The sequence below is a fragment of the Chloroflexota bacterium genome (assembly GCA_026706485.1).
Classification (GTDB): Bacteria; Chloroflexota; UBA11872; order UBA11872; family UBA11872; genus JAJECS01.
Genome location: JAPOYR010000011.1, coordinates 581,473 through 608,233, shown reverse-complemented (window position 1 = coordinate 608,233; position 26,761 = coordinate 581,473). Strand labels below are relative to the sequence as shown.

Annotated in this window: 28 protein-coding genes and 1 pseudogene; 11 read left to right on the top strand and 18 right to left on the bottom strand. The window is 67.3% G+C overall.

Features of this window, described 5'->3' with window-relative positions; translation table 11 throughout:
• Position 1 precedes the first annotated feature (1 nt).
• On the top strand, positions 2–265 hold the full coding sequence (locus OXG79_12275; protein ID MCY3784541.1) for a helix-turn-helix domain-containing protein: 264 nt from the start codon (positions 2–4) through the stop codon (positions 263–265).
• Positions 262–1,455, top strand: coding sequence for a site-specific integrase (locus OXG79_12270; protein MCY3784540.1), 1,194 nt, complete (start codon positions 262–264; stop codon positions 1,453–1,455). Before OXG79_12275 ends, OXG79_12270 begins: the two co-directional genes overlap by 4 nt.
• 359 nt (positions 1,456–1,814) lie before the next feature.
• Here the strand turns inward: OXG79_12270 and OXG79_12265 are convergent, their stop codons facing one another.
• Positions 1,815–2,309: a DUF4395 domain-containing protein gene (locus OXG79_12265; protein ID MCY3784539.1), complete on the bottom strand. Its 495-nt coding sequence runs from the start codon at positions 2,307–2,309 to the stop codon at positions 1,815–1,817.
• A 385-nt stretch (positions 2,310–2,694) separates the two neighbouring features.
• Between OXG79_12265 and OXG79_12260 the strand changes: the two genes are divergently transcribed.
• The 3 genes from OXG79_12260 to OXG79_12250 are packed head-to-tail and all read left to right on the top strand — an operon-like array spanning position 2,695 to position 6,477.
• A complete protein-coding gene (locus OXG79_12260; protein MCY3784538.1) occupies positions 2,695–4,575 on the top strand; it encodes an ABC transporter substrate-binding protein in 1,881 nt (626 codons plus the stop codon).
• Between the two features lie 54 nt (positions 4,576–4,629).
• Positions 4,630–5,565, top strand: a complete 936-nt coding sequence (locus OXG79_12255; GenBank protein ID MCY3784537.1) for an ABC transporter permease — start codon at positions 4,630–4,632, stop codon at positions 5,563–5,565.
• Positions 5,566–5,571: 6 nt separating this feature from the next.
• A complete protein-coding gene (locus tag OXG79_12250) occupies positions 5,572–6,477 on the top strand; it encodes an ABC transporter permease subunit (protein ID MCY3784536.1) in 906 nt (301 codons plus the stop codon).
• Between the two features lie 132 nt (positions 6,478–6,609).
• On the opposite strand, the gene OXG79_12245 is transcribed toward OXG79_12250, so the two are convergent.
• The 9 genes from OXG79_12245 to OXG79_12205 form a co-directional block, all read right to left on the bottom strand.
• A complete protein-coding gene (locus OXG79_12245; protein ID MCY3784535.1) occupies positions 6,610–7,653 on the bottom strand; it encodes a PQQ-binding-like beta-propeller repeat protein in 1,044 nt (347 codons plus the stop codon).
• The gene (locus tag OXG79_12240) at positions 7,641–8,987 is read right to left on the bottom strand and encodes a GTP-binding protein (GenBank protein MCY3784534.1); all 1,347 of its coding nucleotides are present in this window, start codon (positions 8,985–8,987) and stop codon (positions 7,641–7,643) included. Before OXG79_12240 ends, OXG79_12245 begins: the two co-directional genes overlap by 13 nt.
• 341 nt (positions 8,988–9,328) lie before the next feature.
• Positions 9,329–9,868: a cob(I)yrinic acid a,c-diamide adenosyltransferase gene (locus OXG79_12235; GenBank protein MCY3784533.1), complete on the bottom strand. Its 540-nt coding sequence runs from the start codon at positions 9,866–9,868 to the stop codon at positions 9,329–9,331.
• Positions 9,865–10,848 carry a prolyl oligopeptidase family serine peptidase gene (locus OXG79_12230; protein ID MCY3784532.1) on the bottom strand — a complete coding sequence of 328 codons (984 nt, stop codon included), beginning with the start codon at positions 10,846–10,848 and terminating at the stop codon, positions 9,865–9,867. Before OXG79_12230 ends, OXG79_12235 begins: the two co-directional genes overlap by 4 nt.
• 174 nt (positions 10,849–11,022) lie before the next feature.
• A complete protein-coding gene (plsX, locus tag OXG79_12225; GenBank protein MCY3784531.1) occupies positions 11,023–12,024 on the bottom strand; it encodes a phosphate acyltransferase PlsX in 1,002 nt (333 codons plus the stop codon).
• A gap of 23 nt (positions 12,025–12,047) precedes the next feature.
• On the bottom strand, positions 12,048–13,934 hold the full coding sequence (gene gyrB, locus OXG79_12220; GenBank protein ID MCY3784530.1) for a DNA topoisomerase (ATP-hydrolyzing) subunit B: 1,887 nt from the start codon (positions 13,932–13,934) through the stop codon (positions 12,048–12,050).
• Between the two features lie 337 nt (positions 13,935–14,271).
• Positions 14,272–15,342: an aminopeptidase gene (locus tag OXG79_12215; protein MCY3784529.1), complete on the bottom strand. Its 1,071-nt coding sequence runs from the start codon at positions 15,340–15,342 to the stop codon at positions 14,272–14,274.
• Between the two features lie 226 nt (positions 15,343–15,568).
• Positions 15,569–16,735: a M20/M25/M40 family metallo-hydrolase gene (locus OXG79_12210; protein MCY3784528.1), complete on the bottom strand. Its 1,167-nt coding sequence runs from the start codon at positions 16,733–16,735 to the stop codon at positions 15,569–15,571.
• Positions 16,736–17,044: 309 nt separating this feature from the next.
• On the bottom strand, positions 17,045–17,344 hold the full coding sequence (locus OXG79_12205) for a GYD domain-containing protein (GenBank protein ID MCY3784527.1): 300 nt from the start codon (positions 17,342–17,344) through the stop codon (positions 17,045–17,047).
• Positions 17,345–17,449: 105 nt separating this feature from the next.
• On the opposite strand from OXG79_12205, the gene OXG79_12200 reads away from it, so the two are divergent.
• The gene (locus OXG79_12200) at positions 17,450–17,779 is read left to right on the top strand and encodes a TfoX/Sxy family protein (GenBank protein ID MCY3784526.1); all 330 of its coding nucleotides are present in this window, start codon (positions 17,450–17,452) and stop codon (positions 17,777–17,779) included.
• A gap of 7 nt (positions 17,780–17,786) precedes the next feature.
• Here the strand turns inward: OXG79_12200 and OXG79_12195 are convergent, their stop codons facing one another.
• On the bottom strand, positions 17,787–18,152 hold the full coding sequence (locus OXG79_12195) for a glyoxalase (protein MCY3784525.1): 366 nt from the start codon (positions 18,150–18,152) through the stop codon (positions 17,787–17,789).
• 558 nt (positions 18,153–18,710) lie between these two features.
• On the opposite strand from OXG79_12195, the gene OXG79_12190 reads away from it, so the two are divergent.
• From OXG79_12190 to OXG79_12180, 3 genes and pseudogenes are all read left to right on the top strand, one after another.
• A complete protein-coding gene (locus OXG79_12190; GenBank protein MCY3784524.1) occupies positions 18,711–19,301 on the top strand; it encodes a DUF4126 domain-containing protein in 591 nt (196 codons plus the stop codon).
• A 103-nt stretch (positions 19,302–19,404) separates the two neighbouring features.
• A pseudogene (locus tag OXG79_12185) lies at positions 19,405–19,732 on the top strand (type II toxin-antitoxin system RelE/ParE family toxin).
• A gap of 3 nt (positions 19,733–19,735) precedes the next feature.
• On the top strand, positions 19,736–20,053 hold the full coding sequence (locus OXG79_12180) for a transcriptional regulator (protein ID MCY3784523.1): 318 nt from the start codon (positions 19,736–19,738) through the stop codon (positions 20,051–20,053).
• A gap of 458 nt (positions 20,054–20,511) precedes the next feature.
• Here OXG79_12180 and OXG79_12175 read toward each other — a convergent pair whose 3' ends face one another.
• From OXG79_12175 to OXG79_12155, 5 genes are all read right to left on the bottom strand, one after another.
• Entirely contained in the window at positions 20,512–20,802 is a 291-nt protein-coding gene (locus tag OXG79_12175) for a DUF503 domain-containing protein (protein ID MCY3784522.1), read from the bottom strand.
• Between the two features lie 225 nt (positions 20,803–21,027).
• The gene (locus OXG79_12170; protein ID MCY3784521.1) at positions 21,028–21,780 is read right to left on the bottom strand and encodes a sugar phosphate isomerase/epimerase; all 753 of its coding nucleotides are present in this window, start codon (positions 21,778–21,780) and stop codon (positions 21,028–21,030) included.
• A gap of 82 nt (positions 21,781–21,862) precedes the next feature.
• On the bottom strand, positions 21,863–22,723 hold the full coding sequence (locus OXG79_12165; GenBank protein MCY3784520.1) for an MBL fold metallo-hydrolase: 861 nt from the start codon (positions 22,721–22,723) through the stop codon (positions 21,863–21,865).
• Entirely contained in the window at positions 22,720–23,103 is a 384-nt protein-coding gene (locus OXG79_12160) for a VOC family protein (GenBank protein MCY3784519.1), read from the bottom strand. The genes OXG79_12165 and OXG79_12160 overlap by 4 nt, the downstream gene beginning before the upstream one ends.
• Positions 23,104–23,139: 36 nt before the next feature.
• The gene (locus OXG79_12155) at positions 23,140–23,949 is read right to left on the bottom strand and encodes a TerC family protein (GenBank protein ID MCY3784518.1); all 810 of its coding nucleotides are present in this window, start codon (positions 23,947–23,949) and stop codon (positions 23,140–23,142) included.
• Between the two features lie 277 nt (positions 23,950–24,226).
• Here OXG79_12155 and OXG79_12150 point away from each other — a divergent pair, with 277 nt between their 5' ends.
• Positions 24,227–24,574, top strand: a complete 348-nt coding sequence (locus OXG79_12150) for a hypothetical protein (protein ID MCY3784517.1) — start codon at positions 24,227–24,229, stop codon at positions 24,572–24,574.
• On the opposite strand, the gene OXG79_12145 is transcribed toward OXG79_12150, so the two are convergent.
• Positions 24,571–25,299 carry a pseudouridine synthase gene (locus tag OXG79_12145; GenBank protein MCY3784516.1) on the bottom strand — a complete coding sequence of 243 codons (729 nt, stop codon included), beginning with the start codon at positions 25,297–25,299 and terminating at the stop codon, positions 24,571–24,573. The genes OXG79_12150 and OXG79_12145 overlap by 4 nt on opposite strands.
• A gap of 138 nt (positions 25,300–25,437) precedes the next feature.
• Between OXG79_12145 and OXG79_12140 the strand changes: the two genes are divergently transcribed.
• Entirely contained in the window at positions 25,438–25,938 is a 501-nt protein-coding gene (locus OXG79_12140) for a PspC domain-containing protein (GenBank protein ID MCY3784515.1), read from the top strand.
• Positions 25,939–25,979: 41 nt separating this feature from the next.
• Here the strand turns inward: OXG79_12140 and OXG79_12135 are convergent, their stop codons facing one another.
• Positions 25,980–26,681, bottom strand: coding sequence for a hypothetical protein (locus OXG79_12135; protein ID MCY3784514.1), 702 nt, complete (start codon positions 26,679–26,681; stop codon positions 25,980–25,982).
• Positions 26,682–26,761 lie beyond the last annotated feature (80 nt).

Below are 26,761 nucleotides of genomic sequence, written 5' to 3'. Positions count from 1 at the left end.
CATGCCCAACGTCCCGGACCGGCTCTTGACGGGCGACGAGATCGCGCAGTTGAACGAGCAGGAGTTTTGGACCGTTGCTGAGGCCGCCGCGTTTCTGCGCGTGGGCCAGGGCGTGATCCGCACCGCCATCCGGCGCGGGACGATCCCCTGCTTCCGCGTCGGGACCTGGATGCGGATTCCCCGGCGCCGGTTCCTCGAGTCGGTCGAATCCGGCGCGCTCACGCTCGACACGGCGGACGCCGAGATCGTGAGGCTGCCGCAGTGACCCGCGTTGGCCGTCTGCGTGGATCCGCCGTCAAGCGCAGCGGAGGCCGGTATCAGATCCGCGTCCACGTCGGCGGCGGGCGCTACAAGTCCCGCACGGTCCCTGGTGCCACCAAGCGCGAACTTGAGCGCAACTGGCGGCAGTTTCTCAATGAGCTCGAAGTCGGCCTAGGTCTAGAGCACGGCCGCCTCACCGTCGCCGCCTTCGCCGCGCAGTGGTTAGCGCAGATCCAGCGCACGCGCGAGCACGCGACCTACATCCGCTACGCCGGCATCACGCACCGCCACATCCTGCCGGTGATTGGTCACCGGCGCCTGGATCGTCTCGGACATCACGACGCGCAGCGCTGCGTCGACGAGCTGGCGGACGCTGGCAAGATCGCGACCGCGGCGACCTGCCGCACGCTCCTTCACAGCATCTGCAAGCTGGCGGTGCGCCGCGGCCTGCTGAGCGTGAACCCCGCGATGGAACTGGCCGTACCACGAGCGAAACCGCGGGAGTACAAGGTCCTATCGCCAGAGCAGGCCCAATCGCTCCTTGACGTTTGTCGCGTCGGTCCAGAGCACCTACGGCAGCTCTACCCCATCCTGGCGCTGATCTTGAACTCGGGGCTGCGCCGCGGCGAGGCACTCGGGCTGCGCTGGCGCTCGGTGGACCTCGAGGCGCACACCATCGACGTGCGCGAGCAGCTGAAGCGCCGGCCCGACGGCCACGACCTCGGCGACACCAAGACCCACACCCGACGTCGGGTCCACCTCGGCGCGGCGACGACCGCCATGCTCGCCGAGCACAAGCGCAACCAGGACGCGCTGCGCAAGGATCTCGGGAGCGCGTACATCGACCAAGGCTTCGTATTCACGCGCCTGGATGGGCGCGCGCGCACGCACGGCAATCCGATCTACCCGTCAACGCTCTGGCGCTGGCTGCGGGACGCGCTGCAGCGAGCGGGCCTTGAGGGCTACCGCCTACACGACCTGCGCGACACGAACGCGACGCTGTCGCTGGAGCAGGGCGTGGATCTCGTGACGGTGAGCCGACGCCTGGGACACACGTCGATCACCATGACGGCCGACCGCTACGTGCACCCGCGCGATGCCACGCTGCGAGACGCCGCAGAGCGCATGGACGACCTTTTGTCGGGGAACTATGCACAACCCATGCACAAGGAGGCCGAACGCGATGCCGGATAACAGGTTCGGACAGCGTCGAAGGGTTAGGAATCCCGCATGCCCTACCCCACTGCCTTGCAGGCTGTCGAGCTCAAGCGGGTGCCCAAGAGTCTGCACCGCACGCTGGTCGTGACCGTGAGATTCCGATTTGTCGGCAGGCAGCCCAGCGGGACAACGCTCCGTCGTTCTTCTGGTCAGCCCCGCGGAATCGAGAGCGCAGATCGCCGTCGCTACCGGGAAAACGCGCGTACCAGCGCTCCAGCTCGTCACGGGCGTTCTGCATTTCGGGCAGCGCGGATCTATTCAGGCTCTCGAACCGCGATTGGCCCCGCCAATGCTCGTGTGATGCGGAGTGCGTGAGCCGGTGGTCGAATAGCCGCCTATGTCCGCGTCGAGTCAAAGTTGAGGCATTCCTCGCAGACCGACTTCGGCACCAACCCCCAGCGAATCATGTAGTTGAAGACAAAGCATCCGGCGCAGAAGCCCAGCAACGACTCAAGCGCGGCAAACACGGTCAGCACGGCCAAAACGACGCCCGCTGCCACCGACAATCCTGCGGCGAAGTGCAGCACCAGCGCAGTCACCGAGAAGATAAGTCCCACCGTTTGCGCAAAGCGCTTGGGCGGCCCGGGCACGAGTTTCTCCTTAGCAATCCTCGGCGCGATCACCCTGGTCGCCAGCAGGCCCATTGGGCTCAGCGTAGGGCCGGTGGCGACTCTGGCCAGAAACCCATACGCAAGGAGAAACATCAACCACCACTGACCGGTTACCAATACAGCAATGGATAGGATGACTACCATTCCGGCTACGAGCCTTGCAGCCACCTCGTTTACCGGATGCGGAAAGCTAAAGATACGGCGAAGCCGAGGTGGAATCCGCCGGCCAATTGGCTGCGTAGACACTGGTCGAGCCTCGCCTCCTGCGCTTATAGGCCGAGATCATACTCGGCGCTGCGGCGGCACTCCGAACGGGCAACCGCTGGCGCGCCGCCAGCTGGTCGAGCAGTTGGGATTATCGGCGCGCTCCGGGATTGAACTCGCGGGATGGGGCGGCCCCGGCGTGATGCGCGCGAAGGAGGCCGCATCCGCCGCCGTGACGTTGCACCAAGAGGAGCCGAGCGCCTGAAGCGTGGCGATGTCCGGCACGCGGCGCCGCTGGCTCAAGGCGTCGGCGCAGCCACGCGCTGGACGAGAGCGCTTCGCGCCGGGTCTTCCGAACTCTTCTCCTTGAACTTCACGCCGGCGATCGTCGGCTGACAACATGAGGGGCGCGCGGCGTTCCTGGCGGGCCGTCCCTCACAACCGCACCGGTTCACTTGCCACAGTGACTTGCGCAGACCCTCCCCGTGTGACAGGCTCCTTATTGAGACAACATCTCAATAGCATGGAGGGTGAGTTGGAGATGATTCGACGAACGGCGCTTACGCTCGTGGCGGCTTTGGCTTTGCCACTGGCCGTAGCCTGCGGAGAGAGCGACGCCAGCCCGGCAGCGGCTGCCACATCTGCGCCCGTGACTTCCGCGGCCACCTCGCCGACGGCAGCGCCGCCGCCCCCGGCAGTGACCACGACTCCGCGCCAGCCTTCTCCAGCGACCGAAACACCCAAGCAGCCGGCAGCTTCGACCGCCAAGGCCGAAGAGACTTCGGGGGCGGCCAGCGCCGAGGCTGCACGTCCCATTCTGAAGGCAGGCGTCATCTGGCTTGACAGCCCGCTGGACCCGGTGCAGGGCGGTTGGGTGGCCAGTCAGTCGGGGATGTCCGAGAACCTTTTCCGCCTGTCTCCCACCAATTTCAGCCCGGTGCCATGGCTGGCGACGAAAGCCACCGATGTGGACCCGATAACTTGGCGAATAGACTTGCGGTCGGGCGTGAGGTTCCACAACGGCGCGGTGATGGACGCGGAGGCGGTGAAGGCGTCGCTGGAACGAACGATCCGGCTATCGGAAGCGTCGGCGAACGCGCTGGGGATCGATCGCATCGCGGTGAACAACGAACAGACCATCACCATCACCACGGTGGCACCTCGACCCACGCTGCCGGGCCTGTTGACCAATCCGGCGGTGGCCATCACCGATGCCGCGGCTGCCGACGCCGCCGGCGACGGCAACTTTCTGCAGGCCGGCGCCTTGACGGGTCCCTACATTCCCACCGAGTACATCCAGAAGGAACGCCTCAGCAGCGTCGCCAACGACGACTACTGGGGCGGTGCTCCGCCGCTGGCCGGCATCGAACACATCGCCATTCCAGACACCAACAGCAGGGAACTGGCCTTGCAGGCCGGCGACATCGACGTGGCCGTCAACATTTCCCCGGAAGGGGCCAAGACCATAGACGCCCACCCCGAATTGGAGAGTCGCACTGCCGGGATAGGCGCCGCGGCGGTGATCTGGTGGGTCAATTTCGAGCGGCCTGCGCTGTCCGATCCGCTGGTGCGCCGGGCGGTGAGTCTCGCCATTGATCGAGAGAGCATTGCGGGGCTGGTTGCGCCTGCAGGGTCCGGATCGTTTGCTAGTTTCCTGTTGCCCGAAGCCCTCGTGTCCTGCCCCGGCGTCACCACGCCGGGTTTCGACCCTGCACAGGCCCGCGAACTACTGACGGAAGCCGGCTACGTTGACACCGATGACGACGGGTTTGTGGACAAAGACGGCAAACCGCTGGAAATCGTCATCGGCGGTTACCCCGAGCGGTTCCAGCTACCCATCATGGCCGAAGCCGCGCAGGCCATGCTGGCCGACGTGGGCATCAAGGCCGAAGTGCTCATCACCGAATGGTCGGTGGTGAAGGAGCCCGCCTGGGATCTGTTCGGGTGGTACAACAACGTGGTGGAGGCTGGAGACCCCATCCAGAACATCGGCAAGTTTGTCGGGGTCAGCGCCGACGCCTCCGGTAGCGGCGCCAACAACTACGGCCACTACCACAGCGCCGAGCTGGAGGACATCATCAGCAGCGCATCGGCGGTTGCCGACACCCAGCAACGCCAGGAAATAGCCTGCCGGGCGCTGGACATCGTTGCATCCGAAACCGCGCTCCTGCCGGTGGCGCACCCCTACCTGGTCTATGGCGTCAACCAGCGAGTCACCGGATTCGAGCCGCACCCGGCCAATCTCTACTTCTTCGACCATCGCATCGGTCTGAAAGCGTGAGCGTGTTAGCCGGATAGCGGGTGCGGACAGAGGCTCTTCAGCATGGGAGCATACGTGGCCCGACGGTTGGCCACGCTGCCGCTGTTGCTCCTGGGAATCTCGGCGGTCAGCTTCGCGCTGCTGAATCTGGCTCCTGGCGATGCTGCCGAGACCGTCCTGCACCAGCGCAACCCCGGCCAGATGCCCAGCCCGGCCGCCGTGTCTGCCATGCGCGCCGAACTAGGTCTCGACGCTCCCCTTCCGGTGCAATACGTTCGCTGGATGTCCCGGGCGTTGGCGGGCGACATGGGCCGCTCCTACGTGACGGAACAGCCCGTGGCCGCCCAGCTGGCGCGCCGCACGGTCCCAACCGCCGTGCTCACGGCGGCTGCCTTGGGCCTGGCGCTGCTGCTCGCCGTGCCCATGGGCATCCTGTCCGCCCGGCGACGGGGAGGCGCCGTGGATGCCGTCGTACGCCTGGTCGCGCTGGTGGGTTCGGCGGCTGCGTCCTACGCGCTGGCCTTCGGACTGATCATTCTGTTCGCGGTGAAACTGTCCTGGTTGCCCGCCATGGGCTACGGATCGGCCGCTCAGGTCGTGCTTCCGGCCATCGCCCTGTCGCTAGCGCCGATGGCTCAGCTCACGCGGCTGATACGCGCCAGCGTCCTGGATGTCCTGGGGCAGGACTACATCCGCACGGCGCGGGCCAAGGGGTTGACGGAACAGGCCGTTTTCTTGGGGCACGCGCTGCGCAACGCGCTGGTTCCGGCCGTTGGAGCCACCGGGGTGATCCTTGCGCACTTGCTCGGCGGGGCCGTCATCGTCGAGACCATATTCACCTGGCCGGGCTTGGGTCAGTTGATCGTGGGCGCGGCCCTGACCCGGGACTACCCCGTGGTACAGGGATTCGTAACCTACGTTGCCGTATTGGTTCTGCTGGCGAATCTTGCGGCTGACATTGCCCTGCGCCTCGTAAACCCGCGCCTACGCTATGAACGGGGCAATGGGTAGCGGCCGATGACGAGCATTGCAGAACGCGCTTGGGAACGACGTCCCCGCCGGCCGGCCACCACCGGACCGCGCCGCCGGAGTCAGTGGCATGCGCTGCTGCGGGAGCCGGGCACCGCCTTGGGGCTGTTTCTGGTGGTGTCACTGATCATGGCGGGATTGTTGGCGCCTTGGATCCCGTTGGCTGATCCCACCGAGATCAACCTGCCCGACCGGTTGCTCTCGCCGTCGCTGGAATACCCATTGGGCACCGACCATCTGGGTCGAGACACCTTCAGCCGAATCATCCATGGAGCGCGCACGACGCTGCTGGCCGCCGCGGCGACCCTGGTCCTCAGCATGACCATCGCCGTGACCGTGGGCCTGCTGTCCGGATACTACGGCGGCTGGCCGGACACGGCGCTGATGGGGGTCGTGGACCTGCTGTTGGCCTTTCCTTCGCTGATCTTGGCGCTGGCCGTGGCAGGAACCCTGGGCCCCGGGCTGCTCAACCTGCTGCTGGCCGTCGGCGCCGTGTGGTGGGTGGGCCACGCTCGCATTATTCGCGGCATCACCCTGGGGGAGCGACAGATGGGATACGTGACGGCGGCGAGGGCCGCTGGAGCCGGTAACCTGCGCATCATCCTCCGGCACATCGCGCCAAACATTCTCGGCCCGATCGTCGTGCTCGCCTCCCTGGATGTCGGCTGGATCATCCTGGGCATCGCCGGACTCAGCTTCCTGGGGCTGGGGGCGCAGCCGCCCACGCCGGAGTGGGGCGCCATGCTCAGCGACGCCCGCCCGCACCTGCAAACCGCGCCGCATCTCCTGCTGCTGCCGGGAGCGGCCATTTTTGTCGCGGTGTTGGGGTTCAACCTGTTGGGAGACGGCCTGCGGGATCTGCTGGACCCGCGTATCCGGCGACCAGGGGGCTGACCGACGAGGACGAAGGTCGATAGGCGCCAGCTTGTTCGGGCAGGCCCAGTCGTGTAGCGCTGCTTTGGGACGTGATCAGCAGATTCCCGCACCGTGGCGCAGATCTGCGCGGACGCGGGCCATGCGGCACTTCTATCGTCCGATCCGCCAGGCCGTCACGCCGCCCCGCGCGTCGAGCGCCGCAAGCGCGCGCCCGTCGGGCCGCCAGTACACCGCGGCCACTTCGCCCGCCACCTCCGCAGACCCAATCGGGCCGCCTTTTCCATCCTTCTGCAGCGACCACACAACCACGGTGCCGTCGCGCCCGCCCGATGCCAGGCGCCTCACGCCCGGAGCGAAGGCAAGCGTCGTGACGGGTTCAACATGAAGCTCCAAAACGCTGGGCCGCGTGCCTTCGGGCCCCTTCCCCTGGAAGCTCCAAACCGTCACCTCCTCCCCGCCGCCGGTGGCCAACAGGGTGCCGGTGTCATCGAACGCCAGGGCCGACGGCTTGGCCGGGTATCCCGACATCATGGCGTCCTGCTCCGTGGAGCGACGCCAGAAGTGCACCGAGTTGTCCTGGCTGCCGCAGGCCACGATTTCCCCGTCCGGGCTCATTACCATCGACACGAGGGAGCCCATCCATTCCAGCTTCTGGCGAAGCTCCCCGGTGGACGCGTCGAAGAATGTCACCCGGCCGTAACAGGCCGTCGCCAGCTCCTCTGCGCCTGACCACGCGATCGCGCTGACGGTGCTGGGATGATCAGGCGATTGCCAGGTTTTCACTCCATCCGCGCCGTACGCGTGAACCTGCCTGGAGCATGAGGCCGCCAATCGCTGGCCGTCCGGCGACCACGCCACGTGTTCAACCCAATCGCTTCCGACCTCGATCGCCTGGCTGACTTGACCGTCGGCCGCGTTCCAGACCAGGACTCGGCCGTCCTGGCCCGTCGTGGCGAACGCAGGTTTGCTTGGGTGGATGGCCACTGCGAGCACTCCGCCTTGATGGACTCCGCGCTGCGCCCAGATGGTCGCGCCAGACTTGCCGTCAAACGCGTAGACGCCACCCGCCGCATCGCCGACCACCAGCGCCTCACCGCGAACGGTCCAGCCCCCGGAGATGGCGTAGTCACCGACCCCCGCCGTCCAGCCTGGGCGAAGATCACCCCTCGGGCCGTCGACATTCAAACCAGACAAGCCTCGAATCCCTGGCGCATGCTCTGCCCATCGAGGTTGCGGCCAATGAATACGAGCTGATTGCGGCGCGGCGCCTCGCCCCATTCGCGATCCGGCTGGCCGTCGAAGAGCATGTGAACCCCTTGGAAGACGAAGCGACGCGACTCACCCGCCAGGCTGATAAAGCCCTTCATGCGGAAGATGTCGACCCCGCGTTCACGGAGCAGCTCGCCAAGCCAAATGTTGAGCCTGTCGGGATCGGCGTCGCCCTCGATCTCGATGGCGATCGAGCCCACTTCGTCGTCGTGCTCGTGCTGTGCGACCCAGGTTCGCTCGACCTGGGCGGGGACCACCACGCCATCCGCGTTCGTCAGGTGGAGATCGAACTCTTCCGCGAGGTGCTGGGCGTAAAGGCCAACCCGCATCGGCGAATCGACCTCCAAGAAGAACGACTTGCTCCCTGGAGAATCGAGCTGAAGAGTTGCGTGCTTTTCGAGAGGGATTTCTTCCCCCGGGTGAATGAGCTCCGCAGGATCGGCGTATCGCCGCACACACCACTCCGCGCGCTCACGGAGCGCGGCGTCATCCGTGCCTTGGTCGGACACGACGACGAGCGACATCTCCGGATCAGGTCCTTCGGCGAGACAGATTTCGTAGCGCCCGATGTCGAGCGAATAGACGCCAGTCCACTCGAACGGATACTCGGGCTCGAGAAAGGTGGGACGACGCTCCAGCACCTGGTCCAGATCGAAGGCGCCGAGGTTGAGGACTGTGTCGACGGAAACGTCCGCCCGCTCACTGCGCACGACTCGCGCCATTCGGTTCATGTCTCGGAGCCGAGTTTCGAGCCCGTCGAGCGCCTCGCCGTTGACGAGGTCCGTCTTGTTGAGCACGAGAACGTCGGCAAACGCGATTTGCTCGGTGCTTTCGTCGCTTCGGCCGAGTTGCTGCTCGATGTGGGCGGCATCGACGAGCGTGACGATCCCGTCGAGCGAGAAGGCCGCGTCGATCTCGTCGTCCATGAAGAACGTTTGAGCGACTGGACCGGGATCGGCCAGCCCTGTGGTCTCCACCAGCACATAGTCGAACTTGTCGCGGCGCTTATTGAGATTGCCGAGTACCCGAATCAGGTCTCCGCGCACCGTGCAGCAGATGCAACCGTTCGACATCTCGAAGATCTCCTCGTCAGCGTTGATGACGAGCGCCTGATCGATGCCAACCTCCCCAAACTCGTTCTCCACCACGGCAATGCGCTTGCCATGCTCTTCGGTCAGAATTCGATTGAGCAGAGTCGTCTTACCAGAGCCGAGGAAGCCGGTGAGGATGGTGACGGGTACTTTGCTCGGCGTGTCCATACCAAACCCTCTCTCAAACCTTGTTGAGATATAGTCTCAATTGTCGCACTGCAGATGGTACACACCGGCGGTGTCGCTCTCAACGATCGATCAGGCTCGGCGCGATCAGACGTTGGTGAACCTCAGAGAGCCACGACGACTTCAGCCGCACGGCGGCGCCAGGTGGGCGACAGGGAGTCCTCGCATGCCGCTCCTGGCGGACGGTCGTCGATGTCGGAGGGGGAAAGGGTTCTGGAAACGGCCTGCGGAAGACCGTGCGCTCTACCCCAATCCGTTCGCCCATTCGGTGAACTCAGGGCAGGCTCTGAGCTTGTCGAAGGGTCTATCGAACGGATTGGGATCTAGCCGTCCCCCCGCCCGCGCCACTGCGGGTCTTCGGTGCCAGAGGCGGCGTTGGCCGCGCGGGCCATCTCGAAGAGCACGTCGGACAACCGGTTGAGAAACACCGGCGAGCCTTCGGGCGCGGGATCCGGCACCACGCGCCACACGCCGCGTTCGGCGCGGCGGCACACCGAGCGGGCCACTTGCAGCGCGGCGGCCAGCGGGTGCCCGCCGGGCAGGATGAAATGCCGCAGCGGCGGCAGCGCGTCGCGGTACTCCGCCAGCCAGGCATCCAGTGTTTGCAGTGACCCGGGCGCCAGCGAGGTGCTGCGAGCGCGGCCGCCGGGATTGGCCAGATCGGCGCCGACTTCCAGCAGCCGCTCCTGGACCCACCGCAGCCGGTCGCCCACTCCGGCGACGTCCGGCTGCGCCGCGGCGAATCCCAGCCACGAGTTGAGCTCGTCCACCGCCCCCAGCGCTTCGATCCGCTCGTCGACCTTCTCCACGCGGGTGCCGTCGAACAGGCTCGTTTCGCCCTGGTCGCCGTGGTGCCTCGTCACTGGGCGACCTTCGGGAGATGGCGCTCGAAGAAGTCCGCCGTGGCGGTCACGGCCAGGCGCGCGTTCCGGGTCAGGTAGTGCCCCACGCCGGGATGAATGGTCAGCTCGCTCTCGACGCCCGCCTCCTCGAGCGCTTCGTGCAGCCGTTCCGCCCAGCGCGGCTTGACCGCCAGATCGGCCGCGCCCTGGTGGATGGTCACCGGCCCCACCAGGTATTCCAGGAAGTTGCCCGGCGATAGGGCGTGGCGCAGATCTGCCGACGACGACAGCGTCGGCAGCCGGTAATAGTCGACCAGGTCCTCGGCCCAGGCGCTCAGCGGCGCCCACATGCCCACCGGCTGCACGCGCGAATCCACCTCGGCGGCGCGCAGGGCCAGGTCGCATCCCAGGCTATGGCCCCACATGCCCACGCGCTCGTGCCGGGCGTCCGGCAGCGAGGGGATTGACGCGACAAGGTTGAGCACGTCGATCGCGAAGTCCAGCCGCGCGCCCAGGTTCATGCGCGAATCGTCCTCGGATCCGCCAAGGCCCCGGTAGTCGCTGGCCAGCGTGATGAAGCCTCTGGGCGAAAGCTCGGTGGCCAAGGCGCGCGTGCCGTCCCCGCTCTGGTACTGGACGGGAAGCGTAAACCCGTGATTGAGCACCACGACGGGATGCGGTCCGGCTGAATTTGGAATCGTGGCCACGCCGGTGAGCAGCAAGTCGTCCGAGCGGTACGTCATGGCGTAGGTCGAATAGCGGGGGCGCTGGTTGAGCGTGCGGTGCAAACGGATGTCGCCGGCGCGGTAGTCCCGCGCGCGCAGCGCCTCGATGGCGAACGGCGACCCGCCCGGATAGCGGTCGTCGGCGTTGCCCACCACCGACCAGGCGTCGCACGCCTGCGCGGCGCCGGCTGCCAATGCCAGGCCGCCGCCCTGCAGCAGACGTCGTCGCGAAAGCCGGAATGACGGCACGCAGTCTTGGTCATTCGAGCAAGTCATGGGTCTCATTGAACGTGGACCATGGGGCGCCGTGACGTCGGCGGCTGCGGCCGAACTTGACGAACTCGGCTAGCAAACGGCCCCATCGTGGCATGCGAACGATTGGGTTGCCGTGGGCAACGCGACACATCGGGCCGCGCGGCAGCGCCGCCTGACGCCGGTCGCCCCGAGGCTCTAGGCGGTCGCCGCTTCCAGCCCCGAGGCGATGGTCGGCACCAGCTGCGCGCGCACCGCGCGGTCGGCTGCCAGCAGCGCGTTGGTCACGGCCGGCGCCTTGGATCGGCCGTGGCCGATCAGCAGCAGGCCCTTCAGTCCCAGCAGCGGCGTGGCGCCGATCTCCGCGTAGTCGATCCGCCGCCGCAGCGCGCGAAACGCGGGCCGCAGACCCAGCGCCGCGAGCTTCGCCAGCGGGCGCCGCAGAATCTCGGCCCGCAACTCGCCAAACGCGTATTCCGCCGTGGCTTCCGCCGTCTTGATCACCACGTTGCCGGTGAAGCCGTCGCACACGATCACGTCGGCTTCATCGCGAAAGATGCGGGCCGGGTCCACGTGGCCCACGTAGTTGAAGCCGCCCGACGCCAGCATGGCCGCGGCCTCGTGCACCAGCGAATTCCCCTTGGATTCCTCCTCGCCGATGCTCAGCAGCCCGACCCGGGGATTCGCCAGGCCTTGCAGGCGCTCCTGGTAGACGCGACCCATCACGGCGAACTGGACCAAGTGCCGCGGGCGCGCCTCGGCGTTGGCGCCCACGTCGATCAGGAGCGGTCGCGGGTCGTGCGCCGGCAGCAGGACGCCCAGACCCGGGCGCTCGACGTCCGGCAGGCGCCCGACGATCAGCACGCCGGCCGCCACGGCCGCCCCGGTGTGCCCCATCGTGACGACCGCATCGACCTCGTCCGCCTTTAGCATCTCCGCCGATTTTCGAATCGACGTCGGCCGCCGCGACCGCACCGCCTCGACGGCGTGTTCTTCCATGGCCACGGCCTCGGGGACGTGCACGATCTGCCAGGGCGCCGCCTCGACGCCTTCGGCGTCCAGCTGCGCCCGGAGCGCGACCTCGTCGCCCACGAGGAGTGGGGTTACGCCGGCCTCACGTTGGGCGGCCAGGGCGCCGCGCACGGTCTCCGCCGGGGCGTAGTCGCCGCCCATCGCATCGAGCGCGATCCGGGGAGCCACGAGATGCAGCGTGCCACCTCCGCCTAGATGTCGAGGTTTCGGACCGCGTGGGCGTGATTGAAGATGAAGTGGCGGCGCTCGGCAACGTCCGTCCCCATCAACCGCCTGAACACGTCATCGGCGTGCTCGGCGTCCGACACGGCGACGTTGAGGAGATGCCGCGACTCCGGATTCATGGTGGTGTCCCACAGTTGATCGGCGTTCATCTCGCCCAGGCCCTTGTAGCGCTGCACGGCCACCTTGCCGGACATCTGCTTGAGTGCTTGCTCGCGCTCCTCGTCCGAGTAGGCGTAGATTGCCCGCTGGCTGTTGGCCACCCGGAACAACGGCGGCTGGGCGATGTAGAGGTGCCCCTCGTCGATGAGTTCGGGCAGGTTGCGGAAGAAGAACGTCAGCAGCAGTGTGCGGATGTGCGATCCGTCGACGTCGGCATCGGTCATCACGATCACGCGCCCGTAGCGCAGCTTGCTCAGGTCGACCTCGTCGCCGACGCCCGCGCCGACGGCCGTGATCAGGTTGCGGATGGCCTCGCTGGACAGCACCCGGTCAATGCGCGCCTTCTCGACGTTCAGGATCTTCCCGCGCAGCGGCAGCACGGCCTGGAACCTCCGGTCGCGGCCCTGCTTGGCGTTGCCGCCGGCCGAATCGCCTTCCACGATGAACAGCTCGCAGCGGTCCGGGTCACGTTCCTGGCAGTCGGCCAGCTTGCCGGGCAGCGCCATGCCGTCGAGGGCGCCCTTGCGCACCACCAGGTCGCGGGCCTTCTGCGCCGCGATGCGGGCACGCGCCGCCAGCAAGGTCTTCTCGATGATGCGGCGGGCGTCGGACGGATGCTCGTGCAAGAACGTGCTCAGTTGCTCATTGACCACCGACTGCACGTGACCCGCCACCTCGCTGTTGCCCAGCCGGTGCTTGGTCTGGCCCTCGAACTGCGGCTCGGGAATCATCACGCTGATCACGGCCGTCAGCCCCTCGCGCACGTCCTCGCCGGTCAGGTTGGCGTCGTTGTCCTTGAGTGTGCCCTGCTTGCGGGCGTACTCGTTCAGCGTGCGGGTGAGGGCCGTGCGGAATCCGGTCAGGTGCGTGCCGCCGCTGATGTTGCGGATCGTGTTGGCGAAGGTCAGCACCTGCTCGGCGACCGTGTCGCAGTACTGCAAGGAGATGTCGATCTTGGTCGTCTCGACCTCGCCTCGAATACAGATCGGATCGGGATGGAGTGGCATGCGTCGCCGGGCCAGCAGCTTGACGAACGACTTCGTGCCGCCTTCGAAATAGAAGGTCCGTCGATCCCCGGTGCGCTCGTCGCGCAGATCGATGCGCGTGTTGGCAACCAGGATGGCCATTTCTCGAAAGCGCTGCACCAAGGTGTCGAAGTCGAGGTCGAGGGTCTCGAAGATCTCCGGGTCCGGCATCCACTCGATCGTTGTGCCGGTCTCGTCGGTCCGGGCGCCGCGCTTGAGATCGGCGAGCGGGCGCCCGTGCTTGTACTCCTGGGTCCAGACCCGCTTGTTGCGGTGGACCTCGACCCTGAGATGCTCCGACAGCGCGTTGACGATGGAGACGCCAACGCCGTGCAAGCCGCCGGAGACCTTGTAGGCGTCGCTGTCGAACTTGCCGCCGGCGTGCAGCTTGGTGAGCACTACCTCGACGGCGGGGCGGCCTACCCGCGGATGCTTGTCGACTGGAATGCCGGAGCCGTTGTCGCGCACCCGCACCCGTCCCCCCGGCATCAGCGTGACCGCGATTTCGTTGGCGCGTCCGGCCAGCGCCTCGTCGATGCTGTTGTCCACGACCTCGTAGACCAGGTGGTGCAGACCGCGCGCGTCGGTGCTGCCGATGTACATCCCGGGACGCCGTCGGACCGCCTCCAGTCCTTCCAGAACCTGAATATCCTTGGCGCTATACGCCATTCGCGTCGCTACTCCTTCGAACGCGTGACCTCACGGATCGCGCGCTGTTTTGTCTAAGCAAACGGCCGGTCGAACGGACGGCCAGCCGATACCGGAAGCCACCGGTCGGCGAACGCTGCGCCGCGTGGCCTGTGGGTGGTTACGTCGAGTGGCATGTTGGCACGTCAATCAGAAGGGATGGCGATTGACGCGAGACCAGTCCACCTGGTCGAGTCGTGAGAGTTTCGCACCACCAACTTGCACACTCAATGGTAGCACAGTTGGGACGAAATCCGCCCCAGACGCCGAGCGGATTTCGCTCTTGTAGCTACATTATCTCGATGGCCGCGGGACGATCCTAAATCAAGAACCGCCCATCTTGCTGGATCAGCTCGCCGTCGAGATAGAGCGCGCCGTCCTGCCGCAGGTCCTTGATCATGTCCCAGTGCACGGCCGACTCGTTGCGTCCGCCCGTGAACTCGTAAGCCCGGCCAATGGCCAGGTGCACCGTGCCGCCCATCTTCTCGTCGAACAGGATGTTCTTGGTGTGGCGCTGGATGCCGAAATTGGTGCCAATGCCGATTTCGCCCAGCCGGCGCGCGCCGGGGTCCGTGTCGAGAATGTCCGTGAGAAACTCCTCGCCCTTGTCCGCCGTGGACGTCACGATCTTTCCGCCGGCGAATTCGAGCCGGATGCCCTGCACCTCGCGTCCCTGGTAGATGGCGGGAAACTCGTAGCGAATGTGCCCCTCGGTGGCGTCCTCGATCGGCGCGGTGAAGATCTCGCCGTCCGGCATGTTGTGCGTGCCGGCGGCCGGCTCCCAGATTCGCCCCTCCACCCGCAGCGTCAGATCGGTTTCCGGCGCAACGATGCGGATTTCACTCCCAGCTTCCAAGCGCGCCTTGATGCGGGTCAGATCGGCTTCCATCGCCGTCCAGTCGATGTTGGTGGCGCCAAAGAGAAAGTCGGCGTATTCGTCCAACGCCATCTCGGCCTCTTGCGCGAAGGCGTTAGTGGGGTAGTCGCAGAGCACCCAGCGCACGTTTTCGATGATCTGATTCATCACCGGCCGCGAGGCGGTCATCACCTTGCCGATCTTGCTGGTGTCGCTGCTGGTGAGCGCCCGTGTGTTGCTGGCGGCCCGGATCCGGATGGCGGCGTCGATGGTGTCGGCCTCGAACTTGCGCACCGGGTCCAGGTGGCTCAGCTGCTCATCGGAGGCATGGCGCAGAAACAGCCCCTCGGTCTCTTCGAAGGTCACGCTCATGCGGGGATGGGCGCCCGCCTCCAGCGCGAGGCGATAGCAGGACAGCATCAGCGGCTTGGCCTCGGCCGGCCCCATGATCGCCACCAGCTCGCCGGCCTGCAGCTTGGTTGAGTGATGCACCAGGATCTCGGCCAGACGGTCGATTCTCGGGTCGTTGAGCATGTCGCCTCGGGCGGGGCGCGGAATGGGTCAGACTAGCACCGGCCCCAGCCGTCGCCGCCCGCGCTGCGTCGAGCAGGCCGGTTGGCCGAACCCGCGAGGAAGGCTGTGCGCATGCCCGTCAGCTCCACCCCAATCCGTTCGCCCTGAGCTTGTCGAAGGGGTTACCGAACGGATTGGGGCCCGCGTCGCCGGCGGGCCTTGCCCATAGGCGGATACCCTAGCTCGCCTACATGCCCGCGAACTGGCGCCAGGCGGCGTAGTAGACCTCCGACGCCTGCACGACTTCCGCGACTGGCACCCACTCGTCCTCGCTGTGCGCCACCGCGATGTCGCCCGGCCCGCACAGCACGCTTGGAATCCCGACCGCCGCCAGCGACGCCGCGTCCGAGCCGTAGGGCGCGCCGGCAATGGCCGCGCGCCCTGTTACGGCCTCGCACGCCGCCTTGAGCGCCTGCACCACGCCTGCGTCCTCCGGTGTGTCCAGCGAGCCCGCGACGACCTCGGGCGCGGCGTCTACCTGCAAGTCGGGAAATCTCTGGCGCGCGATGTCCAGCACCTCGTCCAGCTCGGCGTCCACGTCATCGAGCGCCTCATCCGGCAGGAAGCGCCGGTCGAAGACCAGCTCGCAGCGGTCCGGCACCACGTTGAATGAGGTGCCCGCGCGAATCCTGCCCGCGGAAAACGTGGAATCCCCGCACAACGGATGCCAGCGCCCGGCCAGGCGCCGCGTGAACTCCTCGCGCAGCACCTGGATCACGTCGGACATGTGGTAAATGGCGTTGACGCCCAGGTCCGGACGCGAGCTGTGCGCCGACTTGCCGGCAGTGGATATCTTCCAGAAGCGTCCACCGCGATGCGCGCGCACGATCTCCAGGCTCGTCGGCTCGCCCACGATCGCGCCGTCCGCGGTCACCGCCGAGGCGGCCAACGTGTCGGCCCCACTGCTGCCGGTTTCTTCGTCCACGGTCGCCGCCAGAACCAGCGTGCACGGCCGCACCGATTCACGGGACGCGCGGCGCAGCGTGAGCATCATGGCCGCCAGCGAGCCCTTGGTGTCGCAGGTGCCGCGGCCGTGCAGCAGGCCCCCATCATCCAGCCACGGCTCATGTCCACGCGTCATGGCGCCCAGGGCCACCGTGTCCATGTGCGCTTCCAGCATCAGGGCCGGCGCGCCGGCGTCGCCTTCCAGCGTGCCCACCACGTTCGCCCGGCCGGGCAGCGCCTCCTGGAAGATTACGTCCGCGCCGCACGCCTCGGCATAGGCCGCCACCTTGGCCGCCATGGCCGCTTCGCCGGTGCCTCCGGGAATCTCGGGCGACACGCTCGGCGTGCTCACCAAGTCCGTCAGAAGCTCGATCGCGTCCTGTTCACTGACGGCCGGCTCCTCGCGCATGGCCGCATGATAGGCCCGCGCGCCGTGCTATGTGTAACTGGACCGCGATCCGCGCAGATCATCCTGGGCGCGTGTCGGCTGCGTTCCGACCCCGTCCCCCGGATGAGACCGTGGCGCAACCCTCCGTCATTCCCGCGGAGGCGGGAATCTACCCTTCACTGAACCTGGAGGCAGACAGAATGCGCCCGGTCATCCCCAAGCCCGGATTGGTTTCGCAGAGGTCTCTGCATGGGTGAGGGTGCCAGAGAAGACTGGCTTCACCCGGCAGGCGCCGAGCACGTTAGCCTCAGGACCGCTTGGCTGGCCCCGTCAGATTCCGGCGGCCAGCTCCGCCCACTGACTCTCGGGAAACGCCTCCATCGTCTGCGTGCCGCCGCCAAAGCGCTCCCGGAACGCCATCATCGCCTGCGCGCAGGCCACGGTGCTGGGGAACTCCATGACCGCCACGCCGTCGAACTGCCCCATGGTCAAGTAGATGGAAAGCAGCTTCCCGCCGTGTGCCTCCAGGACCTTGCGTGTCTCGGGCGCTCCTTCTTCCAGCTTGTGGGCGAGGGAGCCTTCCTCGGCGGATTCGTTGGGCAGGGTGAGCAGAGCGATAAACGTGGCCATGGGATCTCCTGGCAAGCGATGCGTTCGACCAGTGAAGTATCGCACCACCTGCGGCGCCCGCCGGATGCAAAATGGCGCAGCGCCGCAAGCACAGGACGAGGACCCATGGCCTACGACGAAGGACTGGCTCAGCGACTGCGCGAGGCCCTGGCGGACGAGGGCGGGCTCACCGCGCGACGCATGTTTGGCGGCATTGCCTTCATGCTCGACGGCAACATGGCCGTCGGCGTCTCGGGTAATGAGCTGATGGTGCGCGTGGGCCCGAATCGGTTCGACGAGGCGCTGGCGCGTCCGCATGCGCGCATCTTCGACCTGAGCGGGCGACCCATGAACGGTTGGGTGCTTGTCGCGCCCGAAGGCACGGCGGACGACGCCGACCTTGTCGACTGGCTGGAATTGGGCGCGTCGTTCGCCCGCTCGCTGCCGCCCAAGTAGCGCCGGGCTACATCGGGATGTTCTTGACCAGCCCGATCACGTGACCCTCGGGGTCGGCGAAGATCCCAATAATCACGTCCTCCATCACCTGCATCTCGGGCATCACGACACTACCGCCCAGGCTCACGGCCTTTTCCAACGACGCCGTCACGTCGTCCACGCCCACGTAGAAGGTCACGCGGGTCGGCGGCTCAACGTCCCCCATGCCCATGATGCCGCCCCCGATTCCCGGACCCTCACTGGGCGCGCTCACGACGCCGTAGTTCATGGGGTTGTCGGCCGTGATCTCCCAATCGAAGAGGTCGCCGTAGAACTTCTGCAGCGCCGGGCCGTCCTTGCCGTTGATCTCCCAATGCACCACGCTGTTCGCCATCCAACTGCTCCTTCCGCGTGTCCGCGGTCAAAATCGTTGCCAAGCGCTTGGCCGGCCTCTCGAGGTGCGCGGCCCCGCGGCGGCGCCCACCGTACACGCTCGCGGCGCGCCGATGCGTCCGATCGACACGCACGATGCGGACGGTAAATCGGTAGGCTGACCCATTCAGCAGGTAAACCTACGGAACCGGCATGAGGCGACCGTCGCACCGCCGTACATCGCGCCCGGTCCGTTCGACATTCGGGCGTCCCGGCTCCGGTCCGGTCCCCTCTCCCCACCGAGGGAGAGGGCTAGGGTGAGGGGGAACGTGCACCGCGCCGTCTGCACGACCCGCCCGGTGGCCCAGGCTGCGTGCAGCCTGGGAAACGCCCCCATCATTCCCGCCCCCTCCGTCATTCCGGCGGAAGCCGGAATCCAGTCCGGTCGAATCTGGAGGCACGCCGGATGCCCGGCGTCGGGCGGATCTCAGACCCGCCCCTCCGTCATTCCCGCGGAGGCGAGAATCCACGCCCCATGACCGGCAACAGCCCACCGGCACCCGGGAACCGGACCCCCTAAGTGGAGTTCCTCCAAGCCCCCGTCCTCGGCGTCGCCGCCGGCCTCAATCCCTACGTCACCGTCGCGCTGACCGCGCTCTTCGCCTGGCGCTCGGACTTCGTCACGCCCAACCCCGCCTTCGAGTTTGTGGGCACCACCGCCGTGTTCGTCATCGCCCTTCTGCTCCTGCCCATCGACCTCTTCGCCGACAAGTTTCCCGGGAGCGGCGGCCTCATGGATCGCGTGGGCTGGGTGCTCCGGCCCGTGGCCGGCGGATTGGCGGGCGCCGCCGTCATGCCCGACCACCCGGCAGCGATCATCGGCGGGCTCGCGCTCGGCGCTGTCGCGGCCGCGGCCATCCACGGCCTGCGGCTCCACCTGCGCCGCCGCTTGCAATGGCGCATGCTCGGCTTCGGCCGCCTGGTCCTCGGCGCCTACGCCGACCTCACCAGCGGCATCGTCGCCGCCGTCGTCCTCCTCACCGCCCCCATCGGCGCCGTCATCGCCGCCCTGGCCGTCGCCGGCGCCCTCCTCGCCGACCGCCGGTGGGGCGCCGTGGAGGCTGTTTCAGATGCCACGGATGAACCCGACGCGGAGACCAGCGGCGCGTAGACGCGCTTCTTCTGGTGACACGACTTTGCCTCGCGCGGAGACATAGGCGCCGAAAGACCAGGGACTTGCACGATGGTGCCATATCTGTTACTAATTGCTCGTGATCGAGATCCGGGAGTACATTGATCACAGGGGCCGCAGCCCGTCTGCTGACTGGTTCAATCGACTCGACGGTCGGGTCGCGGCCAGGGTGCGACTGGTCGTTGAGCGCATCGGGGCCGGGTATCTGTCAGGCATCAAAGCTGTCGGCGGCGGAGTGCTGGAGTACCGCATGCACACAGGACCCGGCTACCGGATCTACTTCGGACGAGATGGCGACACCGTGATCATTCTGCTCGGCGGAGGAACCAAGCGGCGCCAGTCGGCGGATATTGCGGCCGCCCCGGCATCGTTGGACGGACTACCTACAGCGCAGGCGAGAGGAGGTCTAGAGAATGCCGCTTACGCGTGACTTCAGGGAGACCGTGATGGCCCGCGCGCGGCGCGACCCGGAGTTTCGGGAAGGGCTGTTGAACGAAGGCATCGGGGCGCTCTTGAACGGTGAGGTGGATGTTGGCAAGGCTCTGCTGCGCGACTACATCAACGCGACGGTCGGTTTCGATGAATTGGGCCGCCTGACCGGCAAATCGTCCAAGAGCCTCATGCGCATGTTCGGTCCAACCGGCAATCCGCAGGCTCGCAACCTGTTCGAGGTCATCAACCAGATCCAGCGACACGAAGGCGTTCGGCTCCACGTATCCGCCGTGCGCTGACGTGCAAACGGCGCGGGAATTGTCGACCGGGCCCTTGAATGCGGCGGGGGCGTGGAGTCGCGGGGCGACCACCAGGCTCTGTGCCATCGAGCTGGCTTGGGCAAGCTTTGCCCAACGCGCGTCAGTGCGGCGCCTGCTTCTACGGGGAAGTGCCCGGTTCGGCTATCGCTTTCGGATTTGGGCCGGAACTACGGCCCACATCAGGAAGAGGCCCAGAAAGGCTACTAGACCAAGAATGGCTTCGACTGCCAACGGCATGCCTCCTACGCTCCCTCGGTTTCCCGGGTGAGCAACTACGGCCACCGCTGCAACTCCACCCCCTTCGCCGCTATTCGGCGCGCAGTGTACCGGAGCCTCGGCGAGGTGGCGCGACCGGAGCGTCCGGATTTGCCCAGTTGGTCTGGTAGGGGCGCTTCGCGAAGCGCCCCTACGGGCGCACCGCTGCTCGAAGGGTCGAGCTACAGCCGCACAATCTCGCGGGCGTCGCTCACCACCTCCAGCGGCAGGTGCAGGGCCTCCACGAAGTTGACGATGGCGGTGAGCTGGCCGTCCACGTAGCGGCCGTCGTTGGCGACGCAGGCCACGCCCACCCGCGCCGAGTGCGGCGCCGGATCCTGCTCCAGGTCGGCTACTGCCGCGTTGAATTTGTTCCGCAGCCGGGCCGTGAGCGCCCGCACCACGCGGCGCCGATCCTTCAAGGAGTCCGCGCCGTGGATGCGCAGCACCAGCTCCAGGGTTCCCACGTGCACGGGGGCAGTGTAGGTGGCCGGACCGCGCGGAAAGTCCAAGTTCGTTCGTGGTGAGCCCTTCGGCAGGCTCAGGACAGGCTCTGTCGAACCACGCCCTTCGACAAGCTCAGAGCCTGCCCTGAGTTCACCGAAGGGGCGAACGGATTGGGGAGTGCCCATGGCCCTTTTGCAGACCGTTCCTCGACTCCCGCATCCGCGGGAATGACGCGGCGGGGCGCCTCGACGCTATCCCGCCTTGGAAACCTCCAGCACGTGCGCCCGGGCTTCGCGAACGGTGGCCTCCACCTGCTCCGGCGGAAGGTCGGCGGTGCCGTCCCAACTGAAGGTGAACATGCCGTAGTAGTTGCGCTCTTCGAGCTGGTCGAGCATGGCGCCGAGTGCGTCCGAGTTGTCCGGGTCCGCGCTGGCGAGATGCACGTGGCCGATGCGGGCGCCGGCGGCGTCGGCCAGCGCCTCGAACGTCAGCCCGTCGCGCGCGGCCTGTGCCGGATCAAGGCTCAGCTGCACGCGCGGATGCCCCACGTCGTCCAGGAACGACGCCACTTCTTCGGCCGTATCCATCCAGGTCTCCGCCTGGTGCGCCAGACAAAGCGTGACGCCCGCCTCTTGCGCCGTGCGTCCGTAGGCGCGGACGTCGTCGGCGGCCTCGCGGCGGTCGTAGTCGCGCGGCGGCGCCGTGGCGATCACCACGCGCGCGCCCAGCTCCGCGGCAAAGCTGATGCGCTGCAGCATGTCGTCGCCGGAGGTGGCAATGGCCGTCACCGACGAGGCGCGCAGCCCGCGGGCTTCGAGGCCGGCTTGGACATCCGCCGCGCTCTCGGACTCAGGGGCTACGTGGGCCAGCACCGTCGGCGCCGCCCACAAATCGACGTGATCGATGCCGGCCGCCTTCACACCGTCCAGCGCCCGGTCCAGCGACTGCGCGCGGAACAAGAGCGTTGAGCACGCGAGTCGAGTGGAAAGGTCGTAGACGAACATCGATTCCCGTTGCGAGGCACCGTAGCGGCAAGCTACGCCCTATTGTCGCGCATCCGCCCAGATTGGCCTACAGGCCCGTCCCCTAGGCCAAGAACGGGTTGTGGAGCTTCTCCTCGCCCACGGTCGTTGGCGGACCGTGTCCGGGAAAGAACTTCGTGTCGTCGGCGCGCGTCATCAGCTTGGCGCGGATGGCGGCCAGGTGTCCGGCATACGCCAGATTGCCCGTCCGCGTGCCGCCGATCGATCCGGCGAACACGGTGTCGCCCACCAGCACCCCGTCGCGCAGCGCGTATGACGTGTGGCCGGGCGCGTGACCGGGCGTTTCCAGCGCTTCGAGGGCAAAGGGGCCGGCGGTGAACGGTCCATCGCCGGTCACGACGTTCAGGCTCGACTCGTCAACGCCTTGGACGAGGGACCGTGCGCCCTCGTGCACCCACACCGGGGCGGGCGCTTGGGCGTAGACCGCGGCCAGCGCGTCGATGTGGTCGGCGTCGCCGTGCGTGATCAGGTAGGCCGTCACGCGCCAGCCGGCCTCGCTCACGGTCGTGAGCACCGTCTCAGGCAGCGCACCCGGGTCCACGACCAGCGCGTCGCCGGTCGCCGGGTCGCCGATGATGTACATCGTCACGCGCATGGGCGGGTGCGGAATCATGCGCACCTGCAGGCCGCCGGCCAGCGTGGCCGACTGCGCCTGCGGTCGCCACGCCTCCGTGGCGACGTCCCAGAGGCTCGGCGCGTGAAGCTCCAGCGCCGCGGCCAGGCGGTCGCTCTCGGCCTGCGTCGGCTGGTGCTCACAGTCCTCCAGGCGTTGCAGCGAGGCCTCGTCGAGATCCACCCGCCGGGCAACCTCCGCCGGCTCCAGGCCGAGCCCCCGGCGCGCCTTGCCGATGACGTCGCCGAACTCATCTTCCAGCGGTGTGGCCGTCATCCCCGCTGCGCTCATTCCGCGCGCTCCAGCAGCTCGATCTCGTATCCGTCCGGATCGTCGATGAACGCCATCTTGCGCCCCAGCGGAAACTTCTCCCGCCAGCCGTCGGGCCAGATTTCGATCCCGCGGCGCTCCAGGTCGTCGCAAAACGCGATCAGGTCGGGCACGCCGATGGCGAAGTGCATCAGGTCTTCGGGAACGTTGAGCTCGTAGTCCTCGGACCAGGTGAACTCGATCGTGTGCGCGTTGCCCGGCAACTCCAGGTGCACGATGTGGTTGCCGGAAGGCGATCGATCCGACCGGCTGATGACTCTGAAGCCTAGGAAGTCCTCGTAGAACCGAATCGAACGGTCAAGGTCGCTGACGCGGATGCGGGTGTGCAGCAGTTGAGCCATCAGTCGGACCTCCTCACGCAGCGCCGGTCCATAGTCTCACGCCTCGCCCGCCGGCGCGTGCGGCGGCTCGTCCGGCGCATCGGTCTCGGCCGACGAGCGAGCCCAAAGCGGCATCACGGGCCGTCGCCGCCACCGCGCCAGGAGCACATAGAGCGCCGGACCGGCCAGGGCGGCCAGCCATGGAGCCACATGTTCGAGCACCACATTGGGCGCCAAGTGGCCATGCATGGCCTCATCCCAGGTCAGGACGATCCGTTGCCCGATCGAGTCCACATCGATTCCCCCGTGCCAGGCCGAGTCCTCCAGAATCAGCACAAGCGCGATGCGGAAGATCAGCGCGCTTCCCACGTAGATGATCAGCGGCAGCCGCTCGGTGGCGAACGCGATCAGGCCCGCGCCCACGAACAGCAGCGGAATGGAGAGCGCCAACCCGATCACAAGCAGCGAGATGTCCCCGTGGGCCGCGCCGGCGATGGTCAACACGTTGTCCAGACTCATCACCACGTCCGCCAGGATGATCAGTCGCAGCGCCTGCCAGAAGGTCGTCGCCGCTTCGTGGTGCTCGTCGTCCCCGTGAGGAGCGAGCAGGCGCCAGCCCACCCAAAACAGCGCCAGCCCGCCGACCAGCGAGATAATCGGTAACTGCAGCAGCAGGGTGGCGATGGACGCGAACGCAATCCGCAACACCACCGCGCCGCCCGCGCCGAAGAGAATGGCCAGTCGCCGTTGCCGCCCCCGCAGCCGGCTGGCCACCACCCCGATCACCACGGCGTTGTCGCCGCTGAGGATCAGGTCGAACAGGATGATCTGTCCCAGAGCTGCTACGTACTCCGTCTGCGTCTCCACGCGGACTCCTCGCCCTACTTCCTCGCCGCCGCCAACGCACGGCGGGCACCTCGGCGGCCTAGCCTACCTGCCGGAGCGCATGTGCCGACGCATACCTTGCCGGGTAGCCCACGCCGGGCGCCAATGCTTGGGTAAAAAACCTCACGGTCGAGCCGCGCACGGCCGGCGATAGAATGCTCCACAGGCGTGGCGCGATGGTGGGTGCATGCGCTGGTCAAGGCTCCGACGCACATCCCAACTGCTGATTCTTCCGCTCTGGCTTCCGCTCGCGATTCTAGTGATATCGGCCATCCGGTTCGCCACCATTGCGCCGGGTCAGGAAGGGGCGGGCCTGCCGATTGCCGTCGCCATGATCGGGCTGATGGTCGTGTTCGCCTGGATCGCCGCGTTTCCGCTCACCCTGGCCGTGACCTTCATGCATCGGCGGGTGCGAGCCTTGGCCTACGTGTGCGGCGTCGTGCTGGCCCCGCTGACGGTCTACGGGGCGGTGATCGGCGGGCTGTTCGGCCCGGTCGGCATCGTGCTCTACCCGCTGGTCCTCTCGCTCCCAGCCTGGATCGCGTTCGGCGTCACCGTCCTCGTCCAGCGGAGGCGCTCCAACGTGCGCCCCGCGGAGAGTGCCTAGCCTCCCTGACCGGAGCCGTCGGAAGCTTGGTCGATCTCTCGGCGCAGTGCCTCTAGCTCGTCGGTGGCCAGCTGTCGCGCCGCTCCTGGCGCCAAGGCCCCGAGGACCACCGAGCCGATACGCACCCGCTGCAGCCGGGTGACGCGCATCCCCACCGCCTCGAACATTCGCCGCAGCTGCCGCTTGCGGCCCTCGGCAAGCACCACCTGCCAGCCGTTACTCACGCGCCGGGCACGTAGGGCGCGGGCCGGCCGCCGGTCGCCAATGTCGACGCCCTCGGTGAGCCGCCGGGCGAGGTCGGGCGGTTCGGGTCCGCGGACCGTCACCACATATTCGCGCTCGTGGCCGAAGCGCGGGTGCATGAGCTGAAACGCCAGATCGCCGTCGTTGGTCAACAGCACCAGGCCCTCGGAGGCGAAGTCGAGCCGACCGACCGGATAGAGCCGATCGCGACGCAGTGCTCTGGGCAACAAGTGCAGCACCGTTGGCCGGCCCTGCGGATCGTGCGTGGTGGTGAGCACCCGCGGCGGCTTGTGCAGCACGATGACGGTTCCCGGTTGTCGATTCGGTGCAACCCGCTTCCCGTCCAACCGAACGTCCTGCTTCTCAGGATCAACTCGAACCCCGAGCGTCGTCACAGTCTGGCCGTCGACGGCCACCCGCCCGCCGCGGATCGCCTGCTCCATCGTTCGCCGCGACCCGCGCCCCGCTCGCGCGAGAAACACTTGCAACCGCAAACCGCGGCTGTCCGGTCGTTCGTCGCGATCGGCGTCGAACGCTGGCGACTGGCTGGTGCGCGGTGACAAACGCCGTCTCCGGATTTAGAGTGACCTGCGGAGCATACGCGCGCGGAGGACCTCGCCATGCAGCGTCGCTTGTATCGCAGCGAGCAGGATCGCCTGCTTACCGGACTCTCGGGCGGCATGGCGGACTACTTCGACGTTGATCCCACGCTCATGCGCCTGCTCTGGGTGCTCCTCGCGATTTTCACCGGCGGGGTCGCCGTCATCATCTATTTCGTCATGGTGGTCGTCGTGCCCACAGGCGCTGTGCCCGCGCCTGGAATCGAGCCTGGCCCCGTTGGAGCGGATGACGAACCCGCCGCCGGCAACGCGCCGCAGCAGGCATCCGAGACCGCGGCTCCCGGCGCCGCGCAGACGTATCGGCCCTACGCGCCTGAACGCCAGTCGGATGGCCGGAGCAGCCGCCTGGGCGGTGCGGCATTCGTCGGGCTCGCGTTGGTGGTCATTGGTGTGCTCGCGCTGCTGGATTCGCTCGGTCTCCTGGCGCAGTTCGATTCGTGGCGGCTGTGGCCGGTCATCCTCATCGCCTTCGGCGCATTCCTCGTCATCAGGCGGCGCTGACGACGCGCCGTTGCGGACGACGGGGTGGGTCTACGCCGACGCTAGACCTCGAACTCAGCTTCCGGATCCACGGCCAGCGGCGACCAACGCTGGCCCGCCAATAGGCGCAGCGTGATCTCGCCCACCTGCTGGATGTAAGGCTCTTCGCCCGGAATCAGTTGGTGCGCGTCGGCGTATCCGGCCTCAACGTGGGACGCGCCGGGTCGCCGGACCATCGCCGGAATGCGCCCGACTTCACCCCCGGCCAGCTGCCGCAGGGCGTCCGGGTCCACTGCCAGCAGCGCCGCCACTTCAGGATAGGGCGGGGAAAGCTCGAGCAGATCGTAGGGGCAGCGCCAGAGCCATAGCTCTTGGACCTCGAGATCGATCTGTCCGTTGGGGAGCCGTGCCCCGCTCTGGCGCTCGCCCAGCGACAGCACCTCGCCCGCGGCGGGTCGCCGACCGAGCTCCTCCTCGGCCTCGCGCCATGGGTCGGGGTCGCCAACCCGCAGGTGACCGGCCGAGCTCGCGTCCAGACGGTTCGGCCAGGATGCCTTGAACGGCCCGCGCTGCTGCAGCACCAGCATCGGGCCTGCGTCGCCCGACGGCGGCAGCAGCGCCCACACGGTGCGCGTGCGGTGCCAGTCGCCGTCTATGTGTATGGCGGCTCGCGACTTGACGACGCCGGTCGGGGTCCCATCGGGGTGGGTCACCGCGAGCTGTTCGTCGTCCTCGGACGCTCCGGACGCAGGATTCGAGGCCATTCGGCAACTCCGGGCGGTAGCGGTCCTGGGGCTCGTGGCACTCTAGCGTTTGCGAACCGGAATCGTCCGCGGCGGCGTGA

Coding starts and splice junctions, on each gene's coding strand:
- OXG79_12275 (MCY3784541.1), top strand. CDS start 2: ATGCCCAACGTCCCGGACCGGCTCTTGACGGGCGACGAGATCGCGCAG.
- OXG79_12260 (MCY3784538.1), top strand. CDS start 2,695: ATGAGGGGCGCGCGGCGTTCCTGGCGGGCCGTCCCTCACAACCGCACC.
- OXG79_12250 (MCY3784536.1), top strand. CDS start 5,572: ATGACGAGCATTGCAGAACGCGCTTGGGAACGACGTCCCCGCCGGCCG.
- OXG79_12240 (MCY3784534.1), bottom strand. CDS start 8,987: ATGGACACGCCGAGCAAAGTACCCGTCACCATCCTCACCGGCTTCCTC.
- OXG79_12230 (MCY3784532.1), bottom strand. CDS start 10,848: ATGACTTGCTCGAATGACCAAGACTGCGTGCCGTCATTCCGGCTTTCG.
- gyrB (MCY3784530.1), bottom strand. CDS start 13,934: ATGGCGTATAGCGCCAAGGATATTCAGGTTCTGGAAGGACTGGAGGCG.
- OXG79_12215 (MCY3784529.1), bottom strand. CDS start 15,342: ATGCTCAACGACCCGAGAATCGACCGTCTGGCCGAGATCCTGGTGCAT.
- OXG79_12210 (MCY3784528.1), bottom strand. CDS start 16,735: ATGCGCGAGGAGCCGGCCGTCAGTGAACAGGACGCGATCGAGCTTCTG.
- OXG79_12205 (MCY3784527.1), bottom strand. CDS start 17,344: ATGGCCACGTTTATCGCTCTGCTCACCCTGCCCAACGAATCCGCCGAG.
- OXG79_12200 (MCY3784526.1), top strand. CDS start 17,450: ATGGCCTACGACGAAGGACTGGCTCAGCGACTGCGCGAGGCCCTGGCG.
- OXG79_12195 (MCY3784525.1), bottom strand. CDS start 18,152: ATGGCGAACAGCGTGGTGCATTGGGAGATCAACGGCAAGGACGGCCCG.
- OXG79_12180 (MCY3784523.1), top strand. CDS start 19,736: ATGCCGCTTACGCGTGACTTCAGGGAGACCGTGATGGCCCGCGCGCGG.
- OXG79_12170 (MCY3784521.1), bottom strand. CDS start 21,780: ATGTTCGTCTACGACCTTTCCACTCGACTCGCGTGCTCAACGCTCTTG.
- OXG79_12165 (MCY3784520.1), bottom strand. CDS start 22,723: ATGAGCGCAGCGGGGATGACGGCCACACCGCTGGAAGATGAGTTCGGC.
- OXG79_12160 (MCY3784519.1), bottom strand. CDS start 23,103: ATGGCTCAACTGCTGCACACCCGCATCCGCGTCAGCGACCTTGACCGT.
- OXG79_12140 (MCY3784515.1), top strand. CDS start 25,438: ATGCAGCGTCGCTTGTATCGCAGCGAGCAGGATCGCCTGCTTACCGGA.
- OXG79_12135 (MCY3784514.1), bottom strand. CDS start 26,681: ATGGCCTCGAATCCTGCGTCCGGAGCGTCCGAGGACGACGAACAGCTC.